Consider the following 21,924-nt stretch of genomic DNA (forward strand, 5'->3'; position numbering starts at 1 on the left):
CTCAGTGCGTTTCGCTCCGTTGATCTTCCATAGGGGGTACCAGCCCGTGCAGCAGCGTGGCCACCGCGTCCGGGGCCGTCCGGCAGAAGTAGTGGCCGAAGGGCCCGAGCTCCGCGAGCCTCGGCCGATCGGCGAACAGCGACCAGTCCTCGTACCTCCGCCGGTGGTCAGGGGTCAGCGGATCGTCCGAGGCATGGACGACCGTGAGCGGCGCGCGCAGCCTGGCCACGGGCCCCCGCTCGGCCGCCGCCAGCAGATAGCCGTTGGCCGAGCCGGAGTCGTGCCGGAACGTCCTGGTGACGAAGGCCGCCTGCTCGGGTGAGAGCACGTCGAGCCCGGAGTACCCGGTCGCCTCGACGAGCCAGCGCACGATGTCCTCGTCCGTCATCGCGTCCACCTGCTCCATGGACTCGCGAGTGATCCGGGCGTCGTGCAGCAGTTTTCCGGCCACGAAGACGTGGAGCGGCGCGTTTCCGCCCGCCTCCATCAGGCGTGCGGTCTCGACGGCCAGAGCCGAGCCGACGCAGTGGCCCCAGAGCACCACGGGCCGGTCGGCGAGACCGCGGATCTCCTCCGCCACCCGCCGCGCCGCCTCCTCGATGGACAGGAAGGGCTCGTCCGGATGGCCGGGATCATGACCCGGCAGCTCCACGCCATAGACGGCCACGTCGGCGCCCGCCTTGTCGAGGGCGGTGGCCAGCGGCTCGAAGTTGACGGCGTTGCCGGCCGCGTAGGGAAAGCACACGAGGACGGACCGGGCTCGGCCGGGGTCGGACGAGAGCGAGCGAAGCAGACCGAGGTCGGAGTCGGCCGACGGCGAGCGCAGCAGACCGGCCCGCGGCGAGCCGGGTGCGTCCTCGTTCAGACGAGCCTCGGCCACCTCACACAGCGGTCCCAGAGTGGAGTTGCGCATCAGGTCGGTGAGCGACACGAGCCCCTCCAACTCCATGACCACCCGCATGGCCGACAGCGAGCTGCCGCCGAGCTCGAAGAAGTTGCCGTCGAGGGTGATCTGCTCCAGCGGCACGTCGAGCACCCTGGACCACGCCTCCGCGATGCGTTGTCCCACCGCTCCGGTGGGCCGACGGCCCGTCTCCCCCGCGGCACTCCGCTCTTCGGAACGGTGAAACGTCAGGCTTCGGGGTGCCTGGAACAGCTCAAGGCCGCCGGGCATGCGGCGTCCGTACACACCTGTGGTGGGGATCGTGGCCCCGTTGGCGAGCAGCACGATCCGCCCCGGCGTGGCGAAGGGCACCCGCAGGCCGTGTTCGTCGACGACCCGCGCCCGATAATGGTCTGCCAGCTTCGGCAGGACGCTCTCGCTCTGTTCCATCTCGATCAGCGCCGCGCTCTCCTCGCCGGGCAGCAGATCGGCGAGGTGATGGAGAGCGGCCGGATCGTCTGCCATCTGCTCGAACGCGGCGATGTAGTACGCCCCCATCCGCGCCACCTGCCAGGGCTCGAAGAGGTGGGCGTGGTAGTGCAGGCTGAGCCGTACCTCGTCGGTGATGAAGTGCCGGGAGAACTCGGCGCGCAGCACGAACTCCGTCTCCGAGTTGGCCCGCACGTCGAGCAGGGAGAAGCCGTCGAGCGCCTCCAGCTGCCGCAGCAGATAGAAGTGCGTGAAGTTGAAGGCCGTCTCGAACAGCGCCTGTTGTGTTCCCAGGTCGTGCTTCATCCGCGCCATCGGGTATCGCCGCGCGGGGAGCAGTTCGACCTCGGCCTGGTAGACGTCGCGCACGAGGCTCTCCCAGGAGCCCTCGCCCGTGCGCACCCGGAAGGGCACCGTGTTGAGGAACAGGCCGATCGAACGGGTGGCGCCCTCCGCCTCGGGCCGGCCGCTGTGCTCGTACCCGGTCATGACGTCGCGCTCGCCGGTGATCAGGGACAGGACCTTGACGTGCGCGGCCATCGCGACGTTCTTGACCGGCACGGACAGCGCCCCGGCCAGCGCCACGATCCGGTCGGACAGGCCGCGCGGGAACTCCACCTCGTGGAACACGACGGGGAAGACGTCCGGCGCTGCCGATTCCCTCGTGCGGGGCACCTCGGTGAAGGTGCCGCCTTCGAGCACGTCCGCCCAGTAGGAACGGTGGCCCTCGTCGGCGAGGGACCGGCGCTCCAGTGAGACGTAGTCGCGCGCGTACCCGTCCGGCTCCACCTCCGGCAGCGGCCGTCCGTCGAGCAGCCGGTAGTAGGTGTCGAACAGCGTGGTGTGCACCAGGGTGATGCTCCAGCCGTCCAGTGCGGAGTTGTGCTGGCTGAGCGTGTAGCGGAACAGGTCGTCGCCGAGCACGTGCACGTGCAACCGGACGAGGCCGGGCTCGGTCCAGGTGAAGCGATGAGCCTTCTCCCGCTCCGCCCATACGTGGTACCAGGCGTCCTGTTCGTCCTCGTTCATCCCGCGCAGGTCGGTGATGTACAGCGGTGACGGCGCGTCCTCGTGGACGAGTTGCAGGTACTCGCCGTAGCCGGTGAGGTGGTAGCTGGTACGGAAGATCGGGTTCGCGGCGACGACGTGCCGGACCGCCCGCTCGAAGCATCCGGCGTCGAACGGGCTCTGGATCGTGTAGCTGATGATGTCGTGATATTCGACTGTGTTGTGTGACAGTTCGCTCTGAAAGACCAGTCCCGCCTGGAGCTGCGTCATCGGGTAGGCGTCGGCCACCCCGGCCGGGATCTTCGCCCGGTCCTCAGGCGTCAGCAGCTCGAACGGCCGGAGCGGGCGCGTCGCCGGATCCGCGTCCCGCGCGAGAGCGACCAGACCCGCGATGGTCGGATTCTCGAAGAGCTGCTGGAAGGTGAAGTCGAGGCCGCACGCGCGTGCCCTGGCCAGCACGGTGACGAAGTGGATCGAGTTGCCGCCGAGCGCGAAGAAGTTGTCGTGCACACCGACCGATTCGACGCCGAGCACCTCGGCCCAGACGCGGGCCAGGTCCGCCTCCTGCGGCGTGCGCGGGGCGACATGGTCCACCGTGCGGTCCGGTTCGCCGGGGTCGGGCAGCGCGCGGCGGTCCAGCTTGCCACTCGGGCTGAGCGGGAACGCGGCGAGCGTGACGAGGCGGGCGGGGATCATGTACTCCGGTAGCGTGCGCCTCAAGTGCTCCTTTAGGTCATCCTCGGGCAAGGGCTCGGCCGCCACGACGTAACCGCACAGATGATCCTGTCCCCGGGGGATGACGACGGCGTCCCGCACGGCGGGGTGCTGCCGCAGCCGCTCCTCGATCTCACCCGGTTCGATGCGGTATCCCCGCAGCTTGACCTGGTGGTCGATGCGGCCCAGATACTCGATGCCGCCGTCGGCCAGCCTGCGGGCCAGGTCCCCCGTACGGTAGACGCGCTCCTCGCCCGCTTGGGGCGCGGCGACGAAGCGTTCGGCCGTCAGTTCGGGGAGACCCAGGTACCCTCGGGCCAGCTGGACCCCGGCGACGCACAGCTCCCCCGGGACGCCGACGGGCTGGGGTCGCAGGTCCGCGTCGAGCACGTGGACACGCGTGTTGTCGACCGGCCACCCGATCGGCACCATGTTCTCGCCGCCGTGGCAGGCGTAGTGGGTGACGTCGACGGCCGCCTCGGTGGGCCCGTACAGGTTGATCAGCCGGCAACCCGTGAGCATCTCGTGGAAGCGTCGCACGTGGTGCGCCGGCAGCGCCTCACCGCTGGCGAACACCTGCCGCAGGGTGCCCAGCCGCCACTGCTCGCCCGTTCCCGAGCCCGTTCCCGAGCCCGTTCCCGAGCCCGTTCCCGAGACGAAGGCGAGGAAGGCCCCGAGCATGGACGGCACGAAGTGCATCGTGGTGACGCCGTGCCGCTCGACCGCGGCGGTCAGCGCCTCCGGGTCCCGCTCCGCGCCGGGCTCGGGCAGGCACACCGACGCCCCCGCGAATGTCCACCAGAACAGCTCCCACACCGAGACGTCGAACGACGTGGGCGTCTTCTGCATGATGACGTCCGTAGAGCTGATCGGGTACGCCTTCTGCATCCAGCCGATGCGGTTGACGACCGACCGGTGCTCGATCCGCACGCCCTTGGGAGCGCCGGTCGAACCCGAGGTGTAGATGACATACGCGAGGTCGCGGGCGCCGCCCTCGACCGGCGGCGTGCTCACTTCCTGCGCGTAGGCCCCCTCGTCCATGAGGTCGAGGACGGCGACGCCGTCGCCGACCAGCTCCTGGTGGCGGGGCTGGGTGAGGACGAGGCGGGCGGCGCTGTCATGGAGGATGTACGCGATGCGGTCGCGCGGGTTGCCCGGGTCGATCGGCAGGTACGCGCCCCCCGCTTTCAGCACGGCGTAGACGGCGACGAGCATCTCCGGCGAGCGATCCGCCAGCACGGCCACGAGGTCGTCGCGGCCCACGCCGCGGGCGCGCAGCGTGTGCGCCAGGCGATTGGCACGCGCGTTCAGTTCGGCGTACGTGAGCAGGAAGCCGTCGCCCACCACGGCCACGGCGTCAGGCGTCGCGGTGACCTGGCGGCTGAACAGCTCGTCGAGCCGCACCGTGTCCTCGAAGGCGGCGTCCGTGTCGTTCGCCTTGTCGATCAGCGCCAGATCGTCGTCGGATCGCAGGTCGAAGGCGGCCATCGCCGTGTCGGGCGAGGCGGTGGCCTGGTCGAGCAGCATCACGCAGTGCGTGAGAAGCCGCCGGGCGGTGTCGGGGCCGTGCGTGCCGGTCCGGTGCCGCAGTTCCAGAGCCAGCCCGGCCGGCCCGCGTACGAAGGCGAAGGCGAGCGGGAAGCCGGGCCGCCCGGCGGGATCCGCCTCGTCGCGTACCGCGTCCACGAGCACGTCGGCGAACGGGTCGTCCCCCTCCCCCGCCGCGGTCCCGAACTCGTCGGCGAGCAGCTCGATCGGGTAGTCCTGGTGTTCGATCGCGGCCCGCAGCCGGTCCCCGACCTCGCCCAGCAGCCCGCGCAGCGTGGTGTCGCGGGTGACCGGCAGCCGCAGCACCAGTGAGGTGGCCAGCGGCGTGGGTCCGGCGGGCACGGGGGCGGGAGGCGTGGCCAGCACGGACTCCGCGCCGCCGCCGTAACGCTGGAGCAACGCGCCTGTCACGGCGATCAGCACGGAACGCAGAGCGATGTCCTGGCCTCGGGCCAGCTTGCCGAGTCTGGCGGTCAGCTCGGGGCCGAGGTCGAGCGCGGCGACCGCCGCCTCCCCTGGCGAACCACCGTGCGTGTCGGACGGGAGGCCGGACTGTCGGCCGGGCTGGACATCGGCCGGGAAGCCGGTGCGCTCGGGCAGCGCCGCGAGCTGGGCGCGCCAGAACACCCCCTCGCGGCGACGCTTCGCGGCCGCGACCTTGAGCCTGCCCAGGGTCTCGATGGACTGCATGGCCCCTCCAGTTCAGAAGTCGAAGTCGAACGCGAGCGCGGGCGGGCCGGGCCGGGCCGAAGGCGCCCGGCCGAGCTCGCCGAGCGGCGTGTCCGGCTCGGCGAGTGCCGCGTCGAGCAGGGACAGGAACTCGTCCCGGAACGTCTCCACGGTGGGGCGCAGGAAGAGGTTCGTGGCGTACGCCAGCCGGGCCTCGTACCCTTCGGGTGCGTCCTCGACCTGCAGGTCCAGGTCGAAGATCGTGCGCCGGGTGGCCTCCGGCCGCCACCGGGGCCGGCCGCCGAGGAAGTCCACCTGGTCCAGCCCCGTGTCCTGCATCGCGAAGAACGCGTCGAAGAGTGGGTGACGGCTGAAGTCATGCTCGCCCCGCATCGCCACCAGAGCGTCGAACGCGTGATCCTGGTGGTCGCCGGCGGCCACAGAGTGCCGGGCCACGGTTCGCAGATACGCGCGGAACAGCAGCTCAGGGGCCGGGTACGCGCGCAGGCACAGGGTGTTGACGAACATCCCCTGGACCCGGTCCACCCCCGGCAGGTGCCGTCCGGAAAAGGGCGTCCCGACCGTCACGTCGTCGGCCCCGCTCACCTGTCCGAGGAAGACGGTGTACACGGCCAGGATCACCTGGAAGGCCGTCACCCCCTCAGTGCGGGCCAGCTCCCTGACCGCCTGGCTGCGCTCCGCACCGAACGCGAACGACAGGTGGTCCCCCTCCGTCCGGCGGACCGCCGGACGGGGCAGGTCGACGGGCAGATCGAGAGGTTTGACCGGCCGCGCGAACGTCTCGGCCCAGAAGCCACGCTGGGTCTCGGACAGCGCGCCCCGCTCCGGCCCGTTCGCCCACTGCGCGAAGTCCCGGTAACGCAGCTCCACCTCGGGGAGCGGCTCGCCCCTGAGCAGCGCCGCCCACTCGGCCATCAGGAGGGCGAGCGAGCGGCCGTCGGTGAGGAGGTGGTGAATGTCCAGCACCAGCCGGGTCCCATGGTCGTGCCGCGCGAGGGCCGCCCGCCACAGGGGGGCCTGATGGACGTCGAAGGCGCGGATCCACCTCTCGGTCCAGCCGTCGAGATTCGCACCGCGAAACAGGCCGACCTCATCCAGCGTCGTACGAAGCACCTCGTGAACGCGCTGGTACGGCTGCCCGTCGTCGCCCACGGCCACGTCGGTGCGCAGGATCTCGTGCCGCTCGACGAGGGTCGCGAGAGCGGCGCGCACCCGGCCGGCGTCCATCCGGCCGGGGAGGTCGACGACGATCGGCAGGTTGTACTGGGTGCTGGACGGGTCCTTGACCTGCTCGACGTAGACGCCCTTCTGCTGGGGTGACAGCGGGGTCCGCTCGCCGGCCTGGCCCGGACGCGGCCCCACCACGTCGGCGCCGTCCGCGGCACGGACCAGGTCGGCCAGCGCTGACACCGTGCGGACCGCCAGCACGGCCGAGACCGGGCAGGCCACGCCGAACCTCTTCCGCACCCTGGCGGCCAGCCGGGTCGCGGTGAGCGAGCTGCCGCCCAGCCGGTCGAGCGGGTCGTCGACGCCGATCCCGCGCACGCCGAGGACGTCCTCCCACAGCTCGACGAGCTCTCGCTCGAGCTCGTCCCCAGTCCTCCCGCCGCCCGTGGGGATCGGCTCGGGCAGCGCGGCCCGGTCCACCTTCCCGTTGACGTTCAGCGGCAGCGCGGGCAGCACCACGATCTGGGCGGGCACCATGTGAGCGGGCAGCACGCGCTCGATCTCCGTCCGCAGCCGCTCCGGTTCCAGGGACCGCTCACCCGAGACGTACGCGCGCAGGTGGCCGTCGGACGAATCCGGAGCCCGTCGCTCCACCACCACCGCCTCGCGTACTCCGGGGCGGGCCAGTAACGCGGCCTCCACCTCGCCCGGCTCGACGCGCAGACCGCGCACCTTGACCTGGTGATCCGTCCTGCCGAGGAAGTCGATCGACCCGTCGGGCAGCCTGCGCGCCCGGTCGCCCGTCCGGTAGAGGACCTGTCCTGGCCGGAAAGGGTGGGGGACGAAGGCGACCGCGGTCAGGTCGGGGCGCCCGTGGTAGCCGAGCGCCAGCCCGTCGCCGCCGACGTACAGCTCGCCGGCGACGCCCGCTGGAAGCGGTTGCCGGTCCTGGTCGAGCACGTACGCGGTGGTGTTGGGCACCGGGCGGCCGATGGGCACGCGGTCGCCGATCGGCTCGCGGACCTCGTGGCAGGTGGAGATGACCGCGTTCTCGGTCGGCCCGTACGCGTTGACGAGCCGCAGGCCCGGATTGGCCCTCAGCACGGACCTGGCGTGCTTGGCCGAGAGCACGTCACCGCCGACCAGCAGGTCCCGCAGCGGCCCGAACACGGTCGGGTCCTCGCCCGCGAGCTGGCCGAACAGCGCGGAGGTGAAGAGCGCCGTGGTGATACCCCCGTCCGTCAGCGCCCGCCTCAGCTCCGCGCCGTCGAGGAACGTCTCCCGGTCGAGGATGTGCACGGTCCCACCGCAGAGCAGGGCGGCCCAGGTCTCCCAGACGGAAGCGTCGAAACCGGTCGCCCCGATCTGCGCCACCCTGGCCGTGGAGTCGAGCCGTACATAGCCGACGCCCCGCACCAGCCGGACGATTCCGCGATGCGGGACCAGGACACCCTTGGGCCGTCCGGTGGTCCCCGAGGTGTACATCAAGTACGCGACGTCCGACGCGCCGCCCGGCGCGGGGACGTCCGCCTCGGGTTCGGCCGACCAGTCCTGGGCGTCCACCGCGATGGCCTGACCGCGGGCCGGCTCTCGCGCGGAAAGCTCTCGCGTGGTCAGCAGGAGGCCGGCGCCGCTGTCCTCGATCAGCTGGGAGATCCGATCCGCCGGATGGGCGGGGTCCATCGGCACGTAGAACCCGCCGGCCTTCAGCACGGCGAGCGCCGCGACGATCAGGTCGGGGGTACGCGGCAGCAGCAGCGCCACGGGTTCGGTGGGACGCAGCCCATCGCGGCGTAACCTCTGGGCCAGCAGCGTGCTGCGGCGGTGCAGTTCGGCGTAGGTGAGCGTGGTGTTTCCGTGCACCACGGCCGGGTGGCCGGGCACCGCCTCGGCCTGCTCGGCGAAGAGCCGCTCGACACGGCTGTCTCGGGCATAGTCCGTGGCCGTGTCGTCGCGGCCGTCCAGCGGCCGATCACTCATGGGAGGTCACCCCCGCGAGGCCGTTCACCGTCGGGTGCAGGTACAGCTCGCGCATCGGAAAGGCGGGCAGACCGCGGTCACGCATGGCCGCCGCCACCCGCATGGCGTACAGGGAGTTGCCGCCGAGCTCGAAGAAGTTGTCGTCGGGACCGACAGGCACGCCGAGCACCGACTCCCACACCGCGGCGATCGCGCCGGCCAGCTCACCTGACGGAGCCCGGATCGGCGCGGCGGGCGCGACGACCGGCACGGGAAGCGCCCGGACGTCGAGCTTGCCGTTGGCGGTGAGTGGCAGCGTGTCGAGGGGCGTGATGGTGACGGGCAGCATGTGCTCCGGCAACACCTTGGCGGCCCGTTGCCGCATCGCCGCCGGATCGCCGCCGGCCGGCACCACGTACGCGTCGATGCGCGCTCCCGCGGCGTCCCGCTCGCCGTTCAGCACCACGGCGGCCGCCGTGACGGCGGGGTCGTCCAGCAGGACGTTGCGGATCTCGTCCAGCTCGACGCGGAATCCGCGCAGCTTGACCTGGGTATCGAGACGGCCGAGGTGCTCCAGCCGGCCGTCGGGCAGCAGCCTTCCCCGGTCGCCGCTGCGATAGACGCGGCCCATGGTGAAGGGGTCGGGCAGGAAGCGCCGCGCGGTCAGCTCGGGACGGTCCAGGTACTCCAGGGCGACCCCGTCTCCCCCGACGTGGATCTCGCCGGGGACACCGCACGGCACGGGACGGCCGCGCTCGTCGAGGACGTACAGGTGCCAGCCGGGCAGGGCGTGCCCCACGGACCGCGACCCGGTCATCGCCTCACGGCGGGTCACGTTCTGCGCCGTCACGTGCACTGTCGTCTCCGTGATGCCGTACATGTTGACCAGCCGGCACTGATCCTCCGGATACCGGTCGAACCAGGCCCGCAGCGGGCGAGCGTCCAGCGGCTCGCCGCCGAAGATCACCAGCCGGACCTTCAGCCGCTCGTCCCGCCGCCGGTCGGCCTCCATGAGCTGGGCGAACGCCGACGGCGTCTGGTTCAGCACGGTGACGCGCTCGCGCGCCAGCAGCTCGTGGAACTCCTCCGGCGAGCGAGAGACCCAGTACGGCACCACGACCAGCCGGGCACCGGTGAGCAGCGCTCCCCAGATCTCCCAGACGGAGAAGTCGAACGCGCTGGAGTGGAAGAGCGTCCAGGTGTCACCGGGACCGAGCCCGAAATCATCACGGGTGGCCGACAGCAGGGCGATGACGTTGCGATGCGGCACCACGACGCCTTTCGGGCGCCCGGTCGAGCCCGAGGTGTAGATGACGTAGGCGGCCTCACCCGGCCCCCGCCGCCCGGGACCGGCACCGCCTGCCTCGCGCCCGTGGGCCTCCAGCTCCTCGGGCCTGACCACGCTCGCCGGTCCGCCGCCCGGGAAGTCCCCGTCCGCGATGACGACGCGCAAGGCCGCGTCCTGAGCCGTGAACGCCAGCCGGTCGGCCGGGTAGGCCGGATCCATGGGCACGTACACCGCGTCCGCCTTGAGCACGGCCAGCATGGCGACCACGAGATCGGGCGTGCGTCCGAGGCAGACGCCGACGCGCTCCCCCGGACGCACGCCCCGGTCGAGGAGGGCGGCGGCGAAGCGGGCGGCGCGCGCGTCCAGTTCCGCGTAGGTCAGGGAGCGGCCCTCGCAGGTGAGCGCCACCGCGTCGGGACGCTCCGCCACGCGGGAGGCGAACACGTCGTCGATCCGCTCCGGCCGCCAGTCCAGCCGCCGTGCCGGACGGCCGAGGGCCACCACCTGCCGTGTCTCCGCCTCGTCCAGCAGCTCGACGTCGGCGGGGACCAGGTCGGCGGGCGCGTTGGCCAGCTGCTCGTAGGCGCGGGCGACATGGCGGGCGAAGCGCCTGGCCGAGTCGGCGTCCACGTCTTCCAGCCGGTGGTGCACCACCAGCTGAAGGCCGCCGTCCGGGGTGCGGCCGGGCACGATCGTGAGCGGGAACGGGGCCGTCTGGCAGGGAACGTGCGTACCGGACCCGCTCTCCTCCGGCCCGTCGGTGAGCAGACCGGCCACGACCCGGCCGCCGGTCTCGGCGAGGAGTTCGGTGTACTGCCGCCCGTCGCACCGCCCGTCGGCCGAGGCCAGGGCTTGGGCGGTCTCGGCGACCAGCTCCCCCGCGGTGCGCGCGCCCGAAAGGTCCAGCGCCAGCAGGAGCCCGGCGTCGAACGCGCCCAGCGCTCCTTCAGGCCGCTCTGGCACGGGGCCGAGCACGCCGACGACCGGATTCTCCTGGTTCTCGTACCGCCCGAGCACCAGCCCGACCGCCGCCGCCATCGTGGCCGGCACGTCCGCTCCGGCCTCGCTTATCGCCACGGTGACCAGGCCGGTACGGTCACCCGCCGTGTCGTCGCCGCTGGCCCACGCAATACGTCCGGAAAAATCCGCTTCACGCCATCTTTTGAGCGTTTCAGCGTCAGCGGCGGTGTGACCTGCCTGCTCGTACGTGGCCTCCTCATACCGAGCCCGCCCGGTGAGTACGTCGGCCACGGTGCGCAGTGACAGTGCGTCGAGATTGGCGCGATGGGCGACGAGCACGAGGTCGGCGGGCCCGTCCGCGTACCGCAGCAGCACCGCGCGCAGCAAGGCGCCCTCAGCGTCCAGAGGACGGTGCAGTTCGGCCTCGACGCGGCGGCCCGCCACCGCGGAGTCGCGGGCGGCCGGAACCCGCTCGTCCCAGAGCCGGGGCAGTCGGTCAGGCGAGTCCCCCCACCAGGTGCGGACCGCGCGTTCGAAGAGTCCCGCCAGCCAGGTGGCATCAGCGCCATCGGCCAGCCTGAGGCGCCGGGCATGGCAGTGTGCGGAGGGCGAGCGGTCTGGGGGGATGAGATCGGTTCGGGGCACGCGATGATCTCCAGAGCGTGGTCGTGGTGAAACGGGGGGTCAGCGTGCGGTGAAGCCGCCGTCGACGGTGAGTACGCTGCCGGTGACCTGCCGGGATTCGTCGGAGGCCAGCCATACGGCGGCCGAGGCGACGTCGTCCGGCTCGATGAGGGCGTTCATGGGCTGGGCCTGCACGAAGGCCTCCTCGTGCTCGTCCGCCGGCACGTCGAGCGAACGCGCGATCTCCGCCAGCATCCGGCCCTCGACCTGCGAGTCATCGCGGACGGAGCCAGGGCACAGGGCGTTGACCCGGACCTTGCGCGGGGCGTAGTCGAGCGCGACGGCCTTGGTCAAGCCGATGAGACCGTGCTTGGCGGCCACATATCCGGCGAAGTGCCGATATCCCACCAGCCCGGCGGTCGAGGCGATGTTGACGATGCTGCCGGAGCGCTGCTCGACCATCAGTTTGCCGACCGCACGGATGGCGCGCCACGCGCCGGAGAGGTCGACGTCGATCATCAACTGCCACTCGTGCTCGTCGATCTCGTGCGCCACCTTGCCGGAAGGGGCGGCGATGCCGGCGTTGTTGACGAGGACGTCGATGCGGCCGAAGCGCCCGACCGCCATGGACACCGCGGCCTCGACCTCGTGCGTCTCCCGCACGTCGGCTTGCCTGGTCACGACGGAGACGCCGGACTCCCGGCAGAGTTCGGCCGTGTATTCGAGCTGACTGGCCGAGCCGAGCGCGTACGGCACCCCTGGCAGGTCGCGCGCGACGTCGAGCAGCACCAGGTCGGCGCCCTCCCGCGCGAACATCCGGGCGCTGGCCCGGCCCAGCCCGCGGGCCGCGCCGGTGATGACGGCCGTCTTCCCGGACAGGCGCATCGTCACCGCTCTTCCGGCGTCGCAAGCTCGGCGCCGATGACGCGCAGCAGGGGAGCGGGATCATCGGCCAGGTACATGTGGCCCCCGTCGAGCTCGACGGTGTTGAACCCGGCGCTGGTGGCCCGCTCCCACTGGGCGATCATCGCCATGTCCACCAGCTCGTCGTCGAGGCCGTGTACGGCGGTGATCGGTGTGGAGAGCGGCTTGTCGGACTGGGGACGGTAGCTCTCGTGCAGTTCGACGTCGGCGCGCAGCATGGGCAACAGCAGCGCCCGCATCTCCGGGTCCTCCAGAGCCGGATGCGAGTACCCGGCGAAGGAACGGATCCGCGCCAGGAACGCCTCGTCATCCAGGCCGGTGGCGCGGCTCTCCCGCCCGCTCCACGGCCCGGGGGAACCGCTGACGTACAGGCGGGCGAGCCGCAATCCGGTCACGCCGCTGAGCCGGTGCGCCAGCTCGTACGCCAGCACCGCCCCGAGGCTGTGACCGAAGACGGCCACCCGCGAACCGGGGCCGATCCGCTGCAGCACCTGCGAGCACGCCTCGTCCGCGGCGCGGGCGGCATCGGTGTGGGGAGGCTCGACGAAGCGCTCCTCACGGCCGGGCAGTTGCACCGGCAGGATGCTCAGCCCGTCGGCCAGGTAGCGCTGCCATCCCTTGAAGAAGGAGGCGCCGGCCCCGGCGAAGGGCAGGCAGATGAGGTAGGTGGGTTCCATGATCCGTTCTCCCGTCTGTAGACGGTGTCTCGGCTGTGGGGGGGGCGCATCGACTGGCACAGCGTCGATGGTCACGGCGCTGCGAACAGTCGCGAAACGTCACCGAACGTATGCATCCTTGATCGACACCGTCAAGATCCACATCTCCGATCTAACAAACACTTAAGGTTCGGATGTGATGCGCGGGGCCATACTCGTCACCGGGCGACCTTGATCTTCGGATCTCTGGCCGAACATCCGTCCGCATGCCACAATGCGGGGCACCGCAGCGATCATGACCACATGACCCGATGCCGCCTGCCCAACCGGGAGCCGCATGGGAGGGGGACCTGGAGCGCTTCCCTGCGTCTGCGGATTGTGCACAGCGCGACGCATGAAGGGGAGTACATGGACCTAGCCGCTGAGGGCGACGCGCTGTCGCAGCTCATCACGACGATCATGAACGCCATGAGGGCCGCGGGCAACGACAACGACGAGCGTCAGCTGGCGCAGATGTCCGAGGCGTGCAAGGAGCTGGCCGCCAGCCTGGATACCGTCGGCGACAAGAACATCGACCCGGCCGTGCGGAAGGGCCGCAAGCAGTGGACCGGCGACGCGGCCACGCACTACCAGGAGATGGTCGACACCTACTTCGACCCGGCCGAACGGAAGGCGCTGGTCAAGAGCCTCGGCCACGTGTCGGAAGTGCTCCTCATGGCCAAGGAGGCGACCCACGAGACCAAACGGGCGTTCCGGGAGCTGCTGAAATCCATCCTCCAGGCGTTGGCGATCAGCGTGGCCCTGTCCATGTTCACGGGCGTGATGGGCAGGTACGCCGCCTGGGTCGCCAGAGCCAAGATCGCCGCCCAGGGCGCCGGCCTCGCGGCCACCATCCTGGCGCGGCTGATCTGGTTCCTCAAAAAGGTCGCCGTACCCCTGCGCAAGCTGGCCGAGCTGATGAAGCGGAGCAAGGCGCTCAGGAGGGGCCTGACGGTCTTCAAGTCGCAGAACTGGGTGCTGAACGGCACGCAGGGCATGAGTTTCGGCAAGACGGCCCTGACGTCCTTCAAGAGCTACGCCAAGATGTTCGGCCTCCAGTTGGGCGCCGGCCAGTTCATGTTCGTGGGCCTGGGCCGGGAGCTCAAGGGCCAGTCGTTCTTCGCGCCCTTCGGCCTCCAATACGCGCAGATGGTGAATTCCGCGGCGATATCGTCGGCCTTCCCCTGGGGCCGCGTCGGCTGGGACAAGGCGAAAAAGGCGTACGGCGCCAAGGCCCTCTTCGCGGCCGGAGCCATGACCGGAACAGGTTACACGATCATCAACGACCGGCTCGAAGGCAAGACGCTGGGGCAAATGGTCAAGGACATCGGGAAGGTGGCGGTGCTGAACGGCGGCTGGGGCGCCCTGAACGGTGCCGCCCTCAAAAAGATCGGCATCACCGGCGACTTCCAGGTCCAGCTCTTCAACTCCACCGGCGCGATCATTCCCGGCACCGCCCTGCGCAACCTACCCCCACCCATCGGCGTCCCCTTCAAACAGACGGAGCCGCCGGCACACATCGACCATAAGAAGTACCCGGAGCCTGATGCTCCCCCATTGATGGACTACCGGCCGCAGGACCCCGCCACGACCGCCCCCCAGGCATCGTCGCACCAGGTCAGAGGGGAAGACACGCTGGCAGACATCGCCAAGCGGGTCTACGGCAGCGAAAGATTCTGGCCCCAACTTTACGAGGCCAACCGCGACGTCATCGGCCCGGATCCCGGGGTCCTGAAACCGGGCACGCCGCTGAAACTCCCGAAACTGAAGTGACCGACTGGAGAGTGCGATGACCGGAAAAAGCCAGGAAGTCGGATATTCCGCGGACGACCTGAAGAAGGGCGGAAAGGCCACCGACGAATCGATGAGCCTGCTGTCCACTCCCCGAAACGCTTTCGCCGAGGCGGCCAGGCCGACGTCCACCTGCTTCGGTCTGCTCCCCGAGGGATCCAAGGAACTGACCGACGACTATCTGAAGTTCTACACCAACACCATCGACTGGATGGACTCCCTGATGTGGAACCTGAACAACGCGGGCCTGACTCTGAACCAGACCGGAAAGAACTACGACCGGACCAACCCGACCGGATAAGTCCCCAAAGGGAGAACATGAGTTCCGACGATCCCAAAAACATCTACCAGGACGAACTCCACCGAATCTCAGAACAAGCCGAACGGGCACACAGCCGCCTGAAGAAAGCCGGTGGCGGCTTCAACGACGTCTACGGCGTCGGCGAGAGCGCCGACGGCAAGATCAGGGCTCGCACCGACTCCGGCGGCCGCATCACCGAGGTGCGCCTCGACCCACGCGCCATGAGACTGAGCAGCCAGGACCTCGGCGAGGAGATCACCCTCGCGGTGCGGCGCGCACAGGACGACTGCGAGAGGAACCACGAGGAACTGCTGCGCGACGCCGTCGGCCGGACGCCACCGTCCCCTGACGCGGCCATGGAACAGTTCGAGGAGGTCATGCACTCCTTCAACCGCGCCATGAACAATCGAGAGAGCCGAATCGACCAGATCCTGCGGGAAATGGACCAGTAGGTCGACCGCGCCGCACCGTGCTCAGCGGGCGCGGCCGACCGAGAACGTCAGCGCGAGGCGCGGTTGACCGCCGAGATGATCGCCTTGAGCGAGGCCGTCGTGGTGTTGGCGTCGACCCCCACGCCCCACAGCACCCGGCCGTCGACGTCGCACTCCAGGTAGGAGGCGGCCTTCGCGTCGCTGCCCGCGCTCATCGCGTGCTCCACGTAGTCGAGCACCCGCACCCGGATGCCGACCTTGGCGATCGCGTCGATGAAGGCCGAGATCGGGCCGTTGCCGACGCCCTCGATCTCGCGGATCTCGCCGTCGAGCCGTACGTCGGCGCCGATGCGGTCCTTGTCGTCGCCCGCCGACTCGTGGCGGTGGGCCATCAGGCTGAGGCGGCCCCAGCGGTTGGCCGGGTTGGGCAGGTACTCGTCGCGGAAGATGGAGTACATCTCGGCCGAGCCGATCTCGCCGCCCTCGGCGTCGGTGCGCGCCTGGACGACCTTGGAGAACTCGATCTGCAGCCGTCGCGGCAGGTCCAGCTGGTGGTCGGCCTTCATGATGTAGGAGACGCCGCCCTTGCCCGACTGGCTGTTGACCCGGATGACCGCCTCATAGGTGCGGCCGATGTCCTTGGGGTCGATCGGCAGGTAGGGGACGGCCCAGGTGAACTGGTCGACCGGCACCCCGGCCGCGGCCGCGTCGGCCTCCAGGTGGTCGAAGCCCTTCTTGATGGCGTCCTGGTGGGAGCCGGAGAAGGCGGTGTAGACCAGCTCGCCGCCCCACGGGTGGCGCGGGTGCACGGGCAGCTGGTTGCAGTATTCGACGACGCGGCGGATCTCGTCGATGTCGCCGAAGTCGATCTGCGGGTCGATGCCCTGGGAGAACAGGTTCATGCCCAGGGTGACCAGGCAGACGTTGCCGGTGCGCTCGCCGTTGCCGAACAGGCAGCCCTCGATGCGGTCGGCCCCGGCCATGTAGCCCAGCTCGGCGGCGGCCACGGCGCTGCCGCGGTCGTTGTGCGGGTGCAGCGACAGGACGATCGAGTCGCGGTACTTCAGGTGGCGGTGCATCCACTCGATCTGGTCGGCGTAGATGTTGGGCGTGGCCATCTCGACCGTGGCCGGCAGGTTGACGATGACCTTGCGCTCGGGGGTCGGCTGCCACACGTCGTTGACCGCGTCGCAGACCTCGACGGCGTAGTCCAGCTCGGTGCCGGTGAAGGACTCGGGCGAGTATTGGAAACGTACGTCCACGTCGGTCGCGTCGGCGAGCTTCTTGACCAGCTTGGCGCCCTCGACGGCGATGGCGGTGATGCCGTCGCGGTCCTGCCCGAACACCACCCGGCGCTGCAGCGTGGAGGTGGAGTTGTAGAGGTGCACGATGGCCTGCTTGGCGCCCTCGATCGACTCGAAGGTGCGCTCGATCAGCTCGGGCCGGGCCTGGGTCAGCACCTGGATCACCACGTCGCCGGGGATCCGGTCCTCTTCGATGATCTGCCGGATGAAGTCGAAGTCGGTCTGGCTGGCCGCGGGGAAGCCGACCTCGATCTCCTTGTAGCCCATCTTCACCAGCAGCTCGAACATCTGCAGCTTGCGATGAGCGTCCATCGGGTCGATCAATGCCTGGTTGCCGTCACGCAGGTCCACCGCGCACCATCGCGGCGCTTCGGTGATGACCCGATCAGGCCAGGTGCGATCGGTCAGCCGGATCGGCTCGAACGGCTGATAACGCTGGAAAGGCATGGGGCTGGGCTGCTGAGCGGTCATGTCGGGAGCTCCTCGTCGGTCGAAAGAAAAGCGGCCGACGCGCATGGCTCGCTCCGCGGCGAGGGAGCCGGCCTCAGTGGCCCCCGCCGCGGCAGCTAAGAAGGAGGCCACGCAGCATGCCTTGCAGGCTACCAGACGTCTCGCGGCGAACCGTCCTTGATCTCAAATGATGAGATCTCACATGATGAGAACCGACAGGCAGGTGACGCAGCCTTCCAGCTTCTCGAACTCCGAGATGTCCACCAGCGTCACCTCCAGCCCGCGTTCCTGAAGCATCTCGCAGGTCCGCGGCGCGGAGGCGGCCATCAGCACCCGGTCGCCGCCCAGCGGCACCACGTGCGCCCCCGACTCCTCGGCGGGCACCAGCAGTCCCGGCAGGTCCGCGCGGTCGGGGTCGCCGATGAGCGTGCCGTCCGGCAGCGCCGTGACGGCCGACTTCAGGTGCAGGACGCCGGTCAGGTCCACGGGCACCACCTGCCGCTCCGGCAGCAACGCGGTGAGCTGGGTGATCCCCTCGTCGTTGGTCCTGCCCGACCTGCCGACGTACACGGTCCTGCCGACCTGAAGGACGTCGCCGCCGTCGAGCGTGCCGGGCCGCGCGATCCTGACGGACTTGACCCCGAGCTCCCGTACGAGGGCCGCCACGGTGTCCACCTCGGGCCGTCGCTCGATCGCTCCCGGTCTGGTCAGTACGGCCAGCCGGTCGCAGACGACGACCATGTCCTCGACGAAGGGCCCGTCGGGCAGGTCGTCGGCGGCCTCCACGTGACGGACCTGCCACCCGGCCCCCTCCAGCGCGGCGACGTAGCGTTCGTGCTGGTCAAGGGCCCGTCCGGCGTCGACCGGTTCGCGCTCCACATGCGTGACGATGCCCTCGGCGATCCGCGGGCCGGGCTTTCTTACCAGCGCAATACCAGGCATAGGCCGTGTTCTATCACGTAGTAACTACAGTCTTGGACATGCGTGACAACGAGATTCTCAGCAAGATCAGCGATCTGGTCACCGAAGAGCACGAGCTGCGCAGCAGGCTGTCGGCGGGCGAGGTCAGCTCGGACGAGGAGCACGCGCGGGTCAGGGAGCTGGAGACGGCCCTCGACCAGTGCTGGGACCTGCTCAGGCAGCGCAGGGCGAGGAGGGACGCGGGCGAGAACCCGGACGGCGCCAAGGCCCGGCCGGTCGGCGAGGTGGAGAACTACCGGCAATGACGGGAAAACGGGCCTGATCTCACCTCTCCGTTTCCTTGATGTTAAGCGGACGTTAGATCTAGCCCGTCTCCCCTTGTCGGAAGAACCTTCTGCGGAGAGGCTCTGGCCTGCACCTACTCCCCCCAGGCCCCGCACAGGAGGTAATCCAGTGAGCCAACCCCGCGTGCCGTGGAAAGCAGTTATCGGCGGTTCCGTCGGCAATCTGGTCGAGTGGTACGACTGGTTTGTCTACAGCAGTTTCGCCATCTATTTCGCCGCTTCCTTCTTCCCCGAGGGAAACAGCACCGCGCAGTTGCTCAACACCGCGGGCATCTTCGCCGTGGGCTTCTTCATGCGCCCGATCGGCGGCTGGCTGCTCGGCAAGTACGCCGACACGAAGGGCCGCAAGGCGGCGCTGACCATGACGGTCACGCTGATGTCGTTGAGCGCCTTGCTGATCGCCATCGCGCCGACGTACGGGGCTGTCGGCTACTTCGGCGCCGTGGTCCTGCTGATCGCCCGCCTCCTGCAGGGCATCTCCGTGGGCGGTGAGTACGCGGCCAGCGCCACGTACCTGACGGAGGCCACTCCGGCGGGCAAGCGCGGCTTCGCCTCCAGCTTCCAGTATGTGTCGATGACCGCCGGTCAGCTCGTCGGCCTGGGCCTGCAGATCATCCTGCAGAACACGATGACCAAGGAGGCGCTCAACTCCTACGGCTGGCGCATCCCGTTCGTCATCGGCGCGCTCGGCGCGGCGGTCGTGTTCTACCTGCGGCGCAACCTCCTGGAGACCGAGGCCTACGACGAGGAGGAGCAGGACAAGGACGGCGAGAAGAGCGAGCGCGGCACCATCAAGGCCCTGCTGGCCCACAAGAAGGAAGCGCTGCTCGTCATCGCCCTGACCATGGGCGGCACGGTCGCGTACTACACCTACACGACCTACCTCACCAAGTACCTGGTCAACACCGCGAACCTGCCGAAGGAGACCGCGTCGCTGGTCAGCTTCTCGGCGCTGTTCATCTTCATGTTGATCCAGCCGCTCGCCGGCGGGCTGTCCGACCGGATCGGGCGCCGGCCGCTGCTGATCACGTTCGGCATCGGGTCGATGCTCGGCACCGTACCGCTCATGACCGCGCTGTCCAGCGTCTCCGGCTTCGTCGGCGCGTTCATCCTGTCGCTCGTCGGCCTGATCATCATCACCGGCTACACCTCGATCAACGCGGTGGTCAAGGCGGAACTGTTCCCGACCCACATCCGGGCGCTCGGCGTGGCCCTGCCCTACGCCATCGCGAACGCCCTGTTCGGCGGCACCGCGGAGTACGTCGCGCTGTGGTTCAAGTCCTCGGGCATCGAGTCCGGCTTCTACTGGTACGTCTCGGGCTGCGCCGCAGTATCGCTGGTGGTCTACCTGACCATGCGCGAGACGCGCGACGTGGCGCTGTCCCGCTCGGAGCGAGAGGGAGCGGCGGAGTCGGTCTCCGTCCGGGCCTAATCTGGCCTGATGCGAGTTCTCCTGGTCGAAGACGACGATCGACTCGCCTCCGCGCTCACCACGGCCCTCGCGCGCCATGGCCACCAGGTCGCGCGCGCGGGGCTGGCAGTCGACGCCCTCCGCCTGGCGGGGGGCGTCGACTTCGTCCTGCTGGACCTGGGCCTGCCCGACATGGATGGCCTTGAGGTGTTACGCCGCCTGCGCCGGGTGTCGGCAGTGCCGGTCATCGTGGTGACCGCCCGCACGGAGGAGCGCGAGGTGCTCCGCGGCCTGCGGTCCGGGGCCGACGACTACCTGGTCAAGCCGTTCCGTACGGTCGAGTTGATGGCGCGCATGGAGGCCGTGATGCGCAGGGGCACCCGCCCGATGCCGACGCGCGACCACGTGGTGAGCGTCGGCGATGTGCGCATCGACCTGGAGGCCAGGCAGGTCACCGTGTCGGGTGAGCAGGTGACGCTGACCAGGCGCGAGTTCGACGTGCTGGCGCTGCTGGCCCGCGAGCCGGGCGTGGTGCGCAGCCGCGAGGAGATCCTGGACGAGGTCTGGGGCGATCCGCTGCTGTCCGCCTCCCGCTCGCTCGACGTGCACGTGGCCGGGCTGCGGTCCAAGACCGGCCGCCCACACCTGGTCGAGACGCTGCGCGGCACCGGCTACCGCCTGGGTTCCACGGCGTGAACTCCCGGCTGGTGGTCACGTTCACCACGCTGATCGTGTTCCTCATCGCGGCGCTGGCGGTGCCGCTCGGCCTCGCCTACGCCTCGCACCGTACGAACCGGCTGCTGCTCGACCGCCGCGCCGACGCCACCCGTTTCGCGGAACTGGCCGACCAGGCCGCGCGCGACGACGACCGTACGGCGTTGACGGCCGAGGTCGTCCGTTACGCCGACCTGTACGGCGCGGCCATCCGCGTCCGCGACAGGGACGGCATGATCGTGGTCACGGCCGGCCGCTTCGACGGCGACGACCAGGCGGAGACCCGGCTGGCCCTGAGCGGCCGCACGACCGAGGACCTGCCCACGATCAGCCCCTTCGGCCCCGCGAAGGTGCTGCTGGCCGAGCCGGCCGGCCGGGACGCGCAGCTGTCCGGCGTGGTGCTGCTCCAGGCCCGCACCGACCAGTCACGGCTGGACGTCTCGCTCGTCTGGGGCGCGCTGGCGCTGGGCGCGCTGATCGCGCTGGGCTACTCGGTGCTGGCGGCCAGGCAGCTGGCCCGCTGGATCCTGCGCCCGGTGACCGAGCTCGACCGCACCACCCGGGCCATCGCGGAAGGCCACCTCGACGCCCGGGCCAATCCCGGCGGCGGGCCCTCGGAGCTGCAGCGGCTGGAGGAGCGGTTCAACGCGATGGCCGACGCGGTGTCGGGGGCGATGGAGCGGCAGCGGGCGTTCGTGGCCGACGCCTCGCACGAGCTGCGCACCCCGCTGACCGTGCTCGGGCTGCGGCTGGAGAACCTGGAGCCGCACCTGCGCTCCGACGGCACCACCGAGTTCGAGGAGGCCATGGCCGAGCTCGACCGCCTGGCCCTGCTGGTGGAGGACCTGCTGGCGCTGGCCAGGGTGGAGGCGGGCGCGGGCACCGAGGCCAAGGAGATCGAGCTGCGGCCCCGGCTGGCGGTGTGGCGGGAGGTCTACCCCGCCAAGGACCTCACCCTGCGGGTGGACGTGCCGGAGATGTCGCTCGTGCCGGAGGCGGCGGCCAGGGTGGCGGACATCGCGCTCGACAACGCCCAGAAATTCGTGCCCGCGGGCGGCACGGTGACGGTCACCCTCTCCGACGGCGTCCTGCGGGTCGCCGACGACGGGCCGGGGCTGGCCGAGGAGGAGCGGGGTGACGCGCTGGGCCGGTTCTGGCGGTCGGGCGCGCACGCGAACGTGCCGGGCAGCGGGCTGGGACTGGCCATCGCCACCGAGCTGGCCAAGTCGTGCGGGGCGACGTTGAGCCTGCTGCCCGCCGTACCTCATGGGCTGGTCGTGGAGTTGCGGCTGGCCGCTGAGCTCTAAC

General features: G+C 70.1%; 14 protein-coding genes. 7 read left to right on the plus strand and 7 right to left on the minus strand.

Annotated elements, in window-relative coordinates; all coding sequences use genetic code 11:
* Nucleotide 1 precedes the first annotated feature (1 nt).
* From ACQP2T_RS45305 to ACQP2T_RS45325, 5 genes are read right to left on the minus strand one after another with little or no spacing between them, the layout of a single operon-like run.
* Nucleotides 2-5,332 (minus strand): amino acid adenylation domain-containing protein, encoded by a 5,331-nt coding sequence (locus tag ACQP2T_RS45305; RefSeq protein ID WP_433511030.1) that lies wholly within the window; start codon nucleotides 5,330-5,332, stop codon nucleotides 2-4.
* Nucleotides 5,333-5,344: 12 nt separating this feature from the next.
* Nucleotides 5,345-8,479: an amino acid adenylation domain-containing protein gene (locus ACQP2T_RS45310; RefSeq protein ID WP_433511031.1), complete on the minus strand. Its 3,135-nt coding sequence runs from the start codon at nucleotides 8,477-8,479 to the stop codon at nucleotides 5,345-5,347.
* Nucleotides 8,472-11,351, minus strand: coding sequence for an amino acid adenylation domain-containing protein (locus ACQP2T_RS45315; protein ID WP_433511032.1), 2,880 nt, complete (start codon nucleotides 11,349-11,351; stop codon nucleotides 8,472-8,474). The genes ACQP2T_RS45310 and ACQP2T_RS45315 overlap by 8 nt, the downstream gene beginning before the upstream one ends.
* 39 nt (nucleotides 11,352-11,390) lie before the next feature.
* Nucleotides 11,391-12,215, minus strand: a complete 825-nt coding sequence (locus tag ACQP2T_RS45320) for an SDR family oxidoreductase (protein WP_433519916.1) — start codon at nucleotides 12,213-12,215, stop codon at nucleotides 11,391-11,393.
* Between the two features lie 2 nt (nucleotides 12,216-12,217).
* Nucleotides 12,218-12,931, minus strand: a complete 714-nt coding sequence (locus ACQP2T_RS45325) for a thioesterase II family protein (RefSeq protein WP_433511033.1) — start codon at nucleotides 12,929-12,931, stop codon at nucleotides 12,218-12,220.
* 387 nt (nucleotides 12,932-13,318) lie between these two features.
* Here ACQP2T_RS45325 and ACQP2T_RS45330 point away from each other — a divergent pair, with 387 nt between their 5' ends.
* Genes ACQP2T_RS45330 through ACQP2T_RS45340 form a run of 3 tightly spaced genes read left to right on the plus strand, consistent with a single transcriptional unit; the run spans nucleotide 13,319 to nucleotide 15,493 of the window.
* On the plus strand, nucleotides 13,319-14,722 hold the full coding sequence (locus ACQP2T_RS45330; RefSeq protein ID WP_433511034.1) for a LysM peptidoglycan-binding domain-containing protein: 1,404 nt from the start codon (nucleotides 13,319-13,321) through the stop codon (nucleotides 14,720-14,722).
* A 16-nt stretch (nucleotides 14,723-14,738) separates the two neighbouring features.
* Entirely contained in the window at nucleotides 14,739-15,041 is a 303-nt protein-coding gene (locus ACQP2T_RS45335) for a hypothetical protein (protein ID WP_433511035.1), read from the plus strand.
* A 17-nt stretch (nucleotides 15,042-15,058) separates the two neighbouring features.
* Nucleotides 15,059-15,493: a YbaB/EbfC family nucleoid-associated protein gene (locus tag ACQP2T_RS45340; RefSeq protein WP_433511036.1), complete on the plus strand. Its 435-nt coding sequence runs from the start codon at nucleotides 15,059-15,061 to the stop codon at nucleotides 15,491-15,493.
* 47 nt (nucleotides 15,494-15,540) lie between these two features.
* On the opposite strand, the gene leuA is transcribed toward ACQP2T_RS45340, so the two are convergent.
* On the minus strand, nucleotides 15,541-17,247 hold the full coding sequence (leuA, locus tag ACQP2T_RS45345; RefSeq protein WP_358535594.1) for a 2-isopropylmalate synthase: 1,707 nt from the start codon (nucleotides 17,245-17,247) through the stop codon (nucleotides 15,541-15,543).
* A 177-nt stretch (nucleotides 17,248-17,424) separates the two neighbouring features.
* Nucleotides 17,425-18,168 carry a dimethylargininase gene (gene ddaH / locus ACQP2T_RS45350; RefSeq protein ID WP_433511037.1) on the minus strand — a complete coding sequence of 248 codons (744 nt, stop codon included), beginning with the start codon at nucleotides 18,166-18,168 and terminating at the stop codon, nucleotides 17,425-17,427.
* 38 nt (nucleotides 18,169-18,206) lie between these two features.
* Between ddaH and ACQP2T_RS45355 the strand changes: the two genes are divergently transcribed.
* The 4 genes from ACQP2T_RS45355 to ACQP2T_RS45370 all read left to right on the plus strand — a co-directional run bounded on the left by ACQP2T_RS45355 (nucleotide 18,207) and on the right by ACQP2T_RS45370 (nucleotide 21,923).
* A complete protein-coding gene (locus ACQP2T_RS45355; RefSeq protein ID WP_433511038.1) occupies nucleotides 18,207-18,452 on the plus strand; it encodes a DUF2630 family protein in 246 nt (81 codons plus the stop codon).
* Nucleotides 18,453-18,600: 148 nt separating this feature from the next.
* Complete coding sequence (locus tag ACQP2T_RS45360; RefSeq protein ID WP_433511039.1) at nucleotides 18,601-19,923, plus strand: MFS transporter; 1,323 nt, start codon at nucleotides 18,601-18,603, stop codon at nucleotides 19,921-19,923.
* 9 nt (nucleotides 19,924-19,932) lie between these two features.
* Complete coding sequence (locus ACQP2T_RS45365) at nucleotides 19,933-20,598, plus strand: response regulator transcription factor (protein WP_357947318.1); 666 nt, start codon at nucleotides 19,933-19,935, stop codon at nucleotides 20,596-20,598.
* The gene (locus ACQP2T_RS45370; RefSeq protein WP_433511040.1) at nucleotides 20,595-21,923 is read left to right on the plus strand and encodes an ATP-binding protein; all 1,329 of its coding nucleotides are present in this window, start codon (nucleotides 20,595-20,597) and stop codon (nucleotides 21,921-21,923) included. Before ACQP2T_RS45365 ends, ACQP2T_RS45370 begins: the two co-directional genes overlap by 4 nt.
* The last annotated feature ends 1 nt before the right edge of the window (nucleotide 21,924 follow it).

Origin of the sequence: Nonomuraea sp. CA-143628 (assembly GCF_050942315.1) — a bacterium.
Taxonomy (GTDB): Bacteria; Actinomycetota; Actinomycetes; order Streptosporangiales; family Streptosporangiaceae; genus Nonomuraea.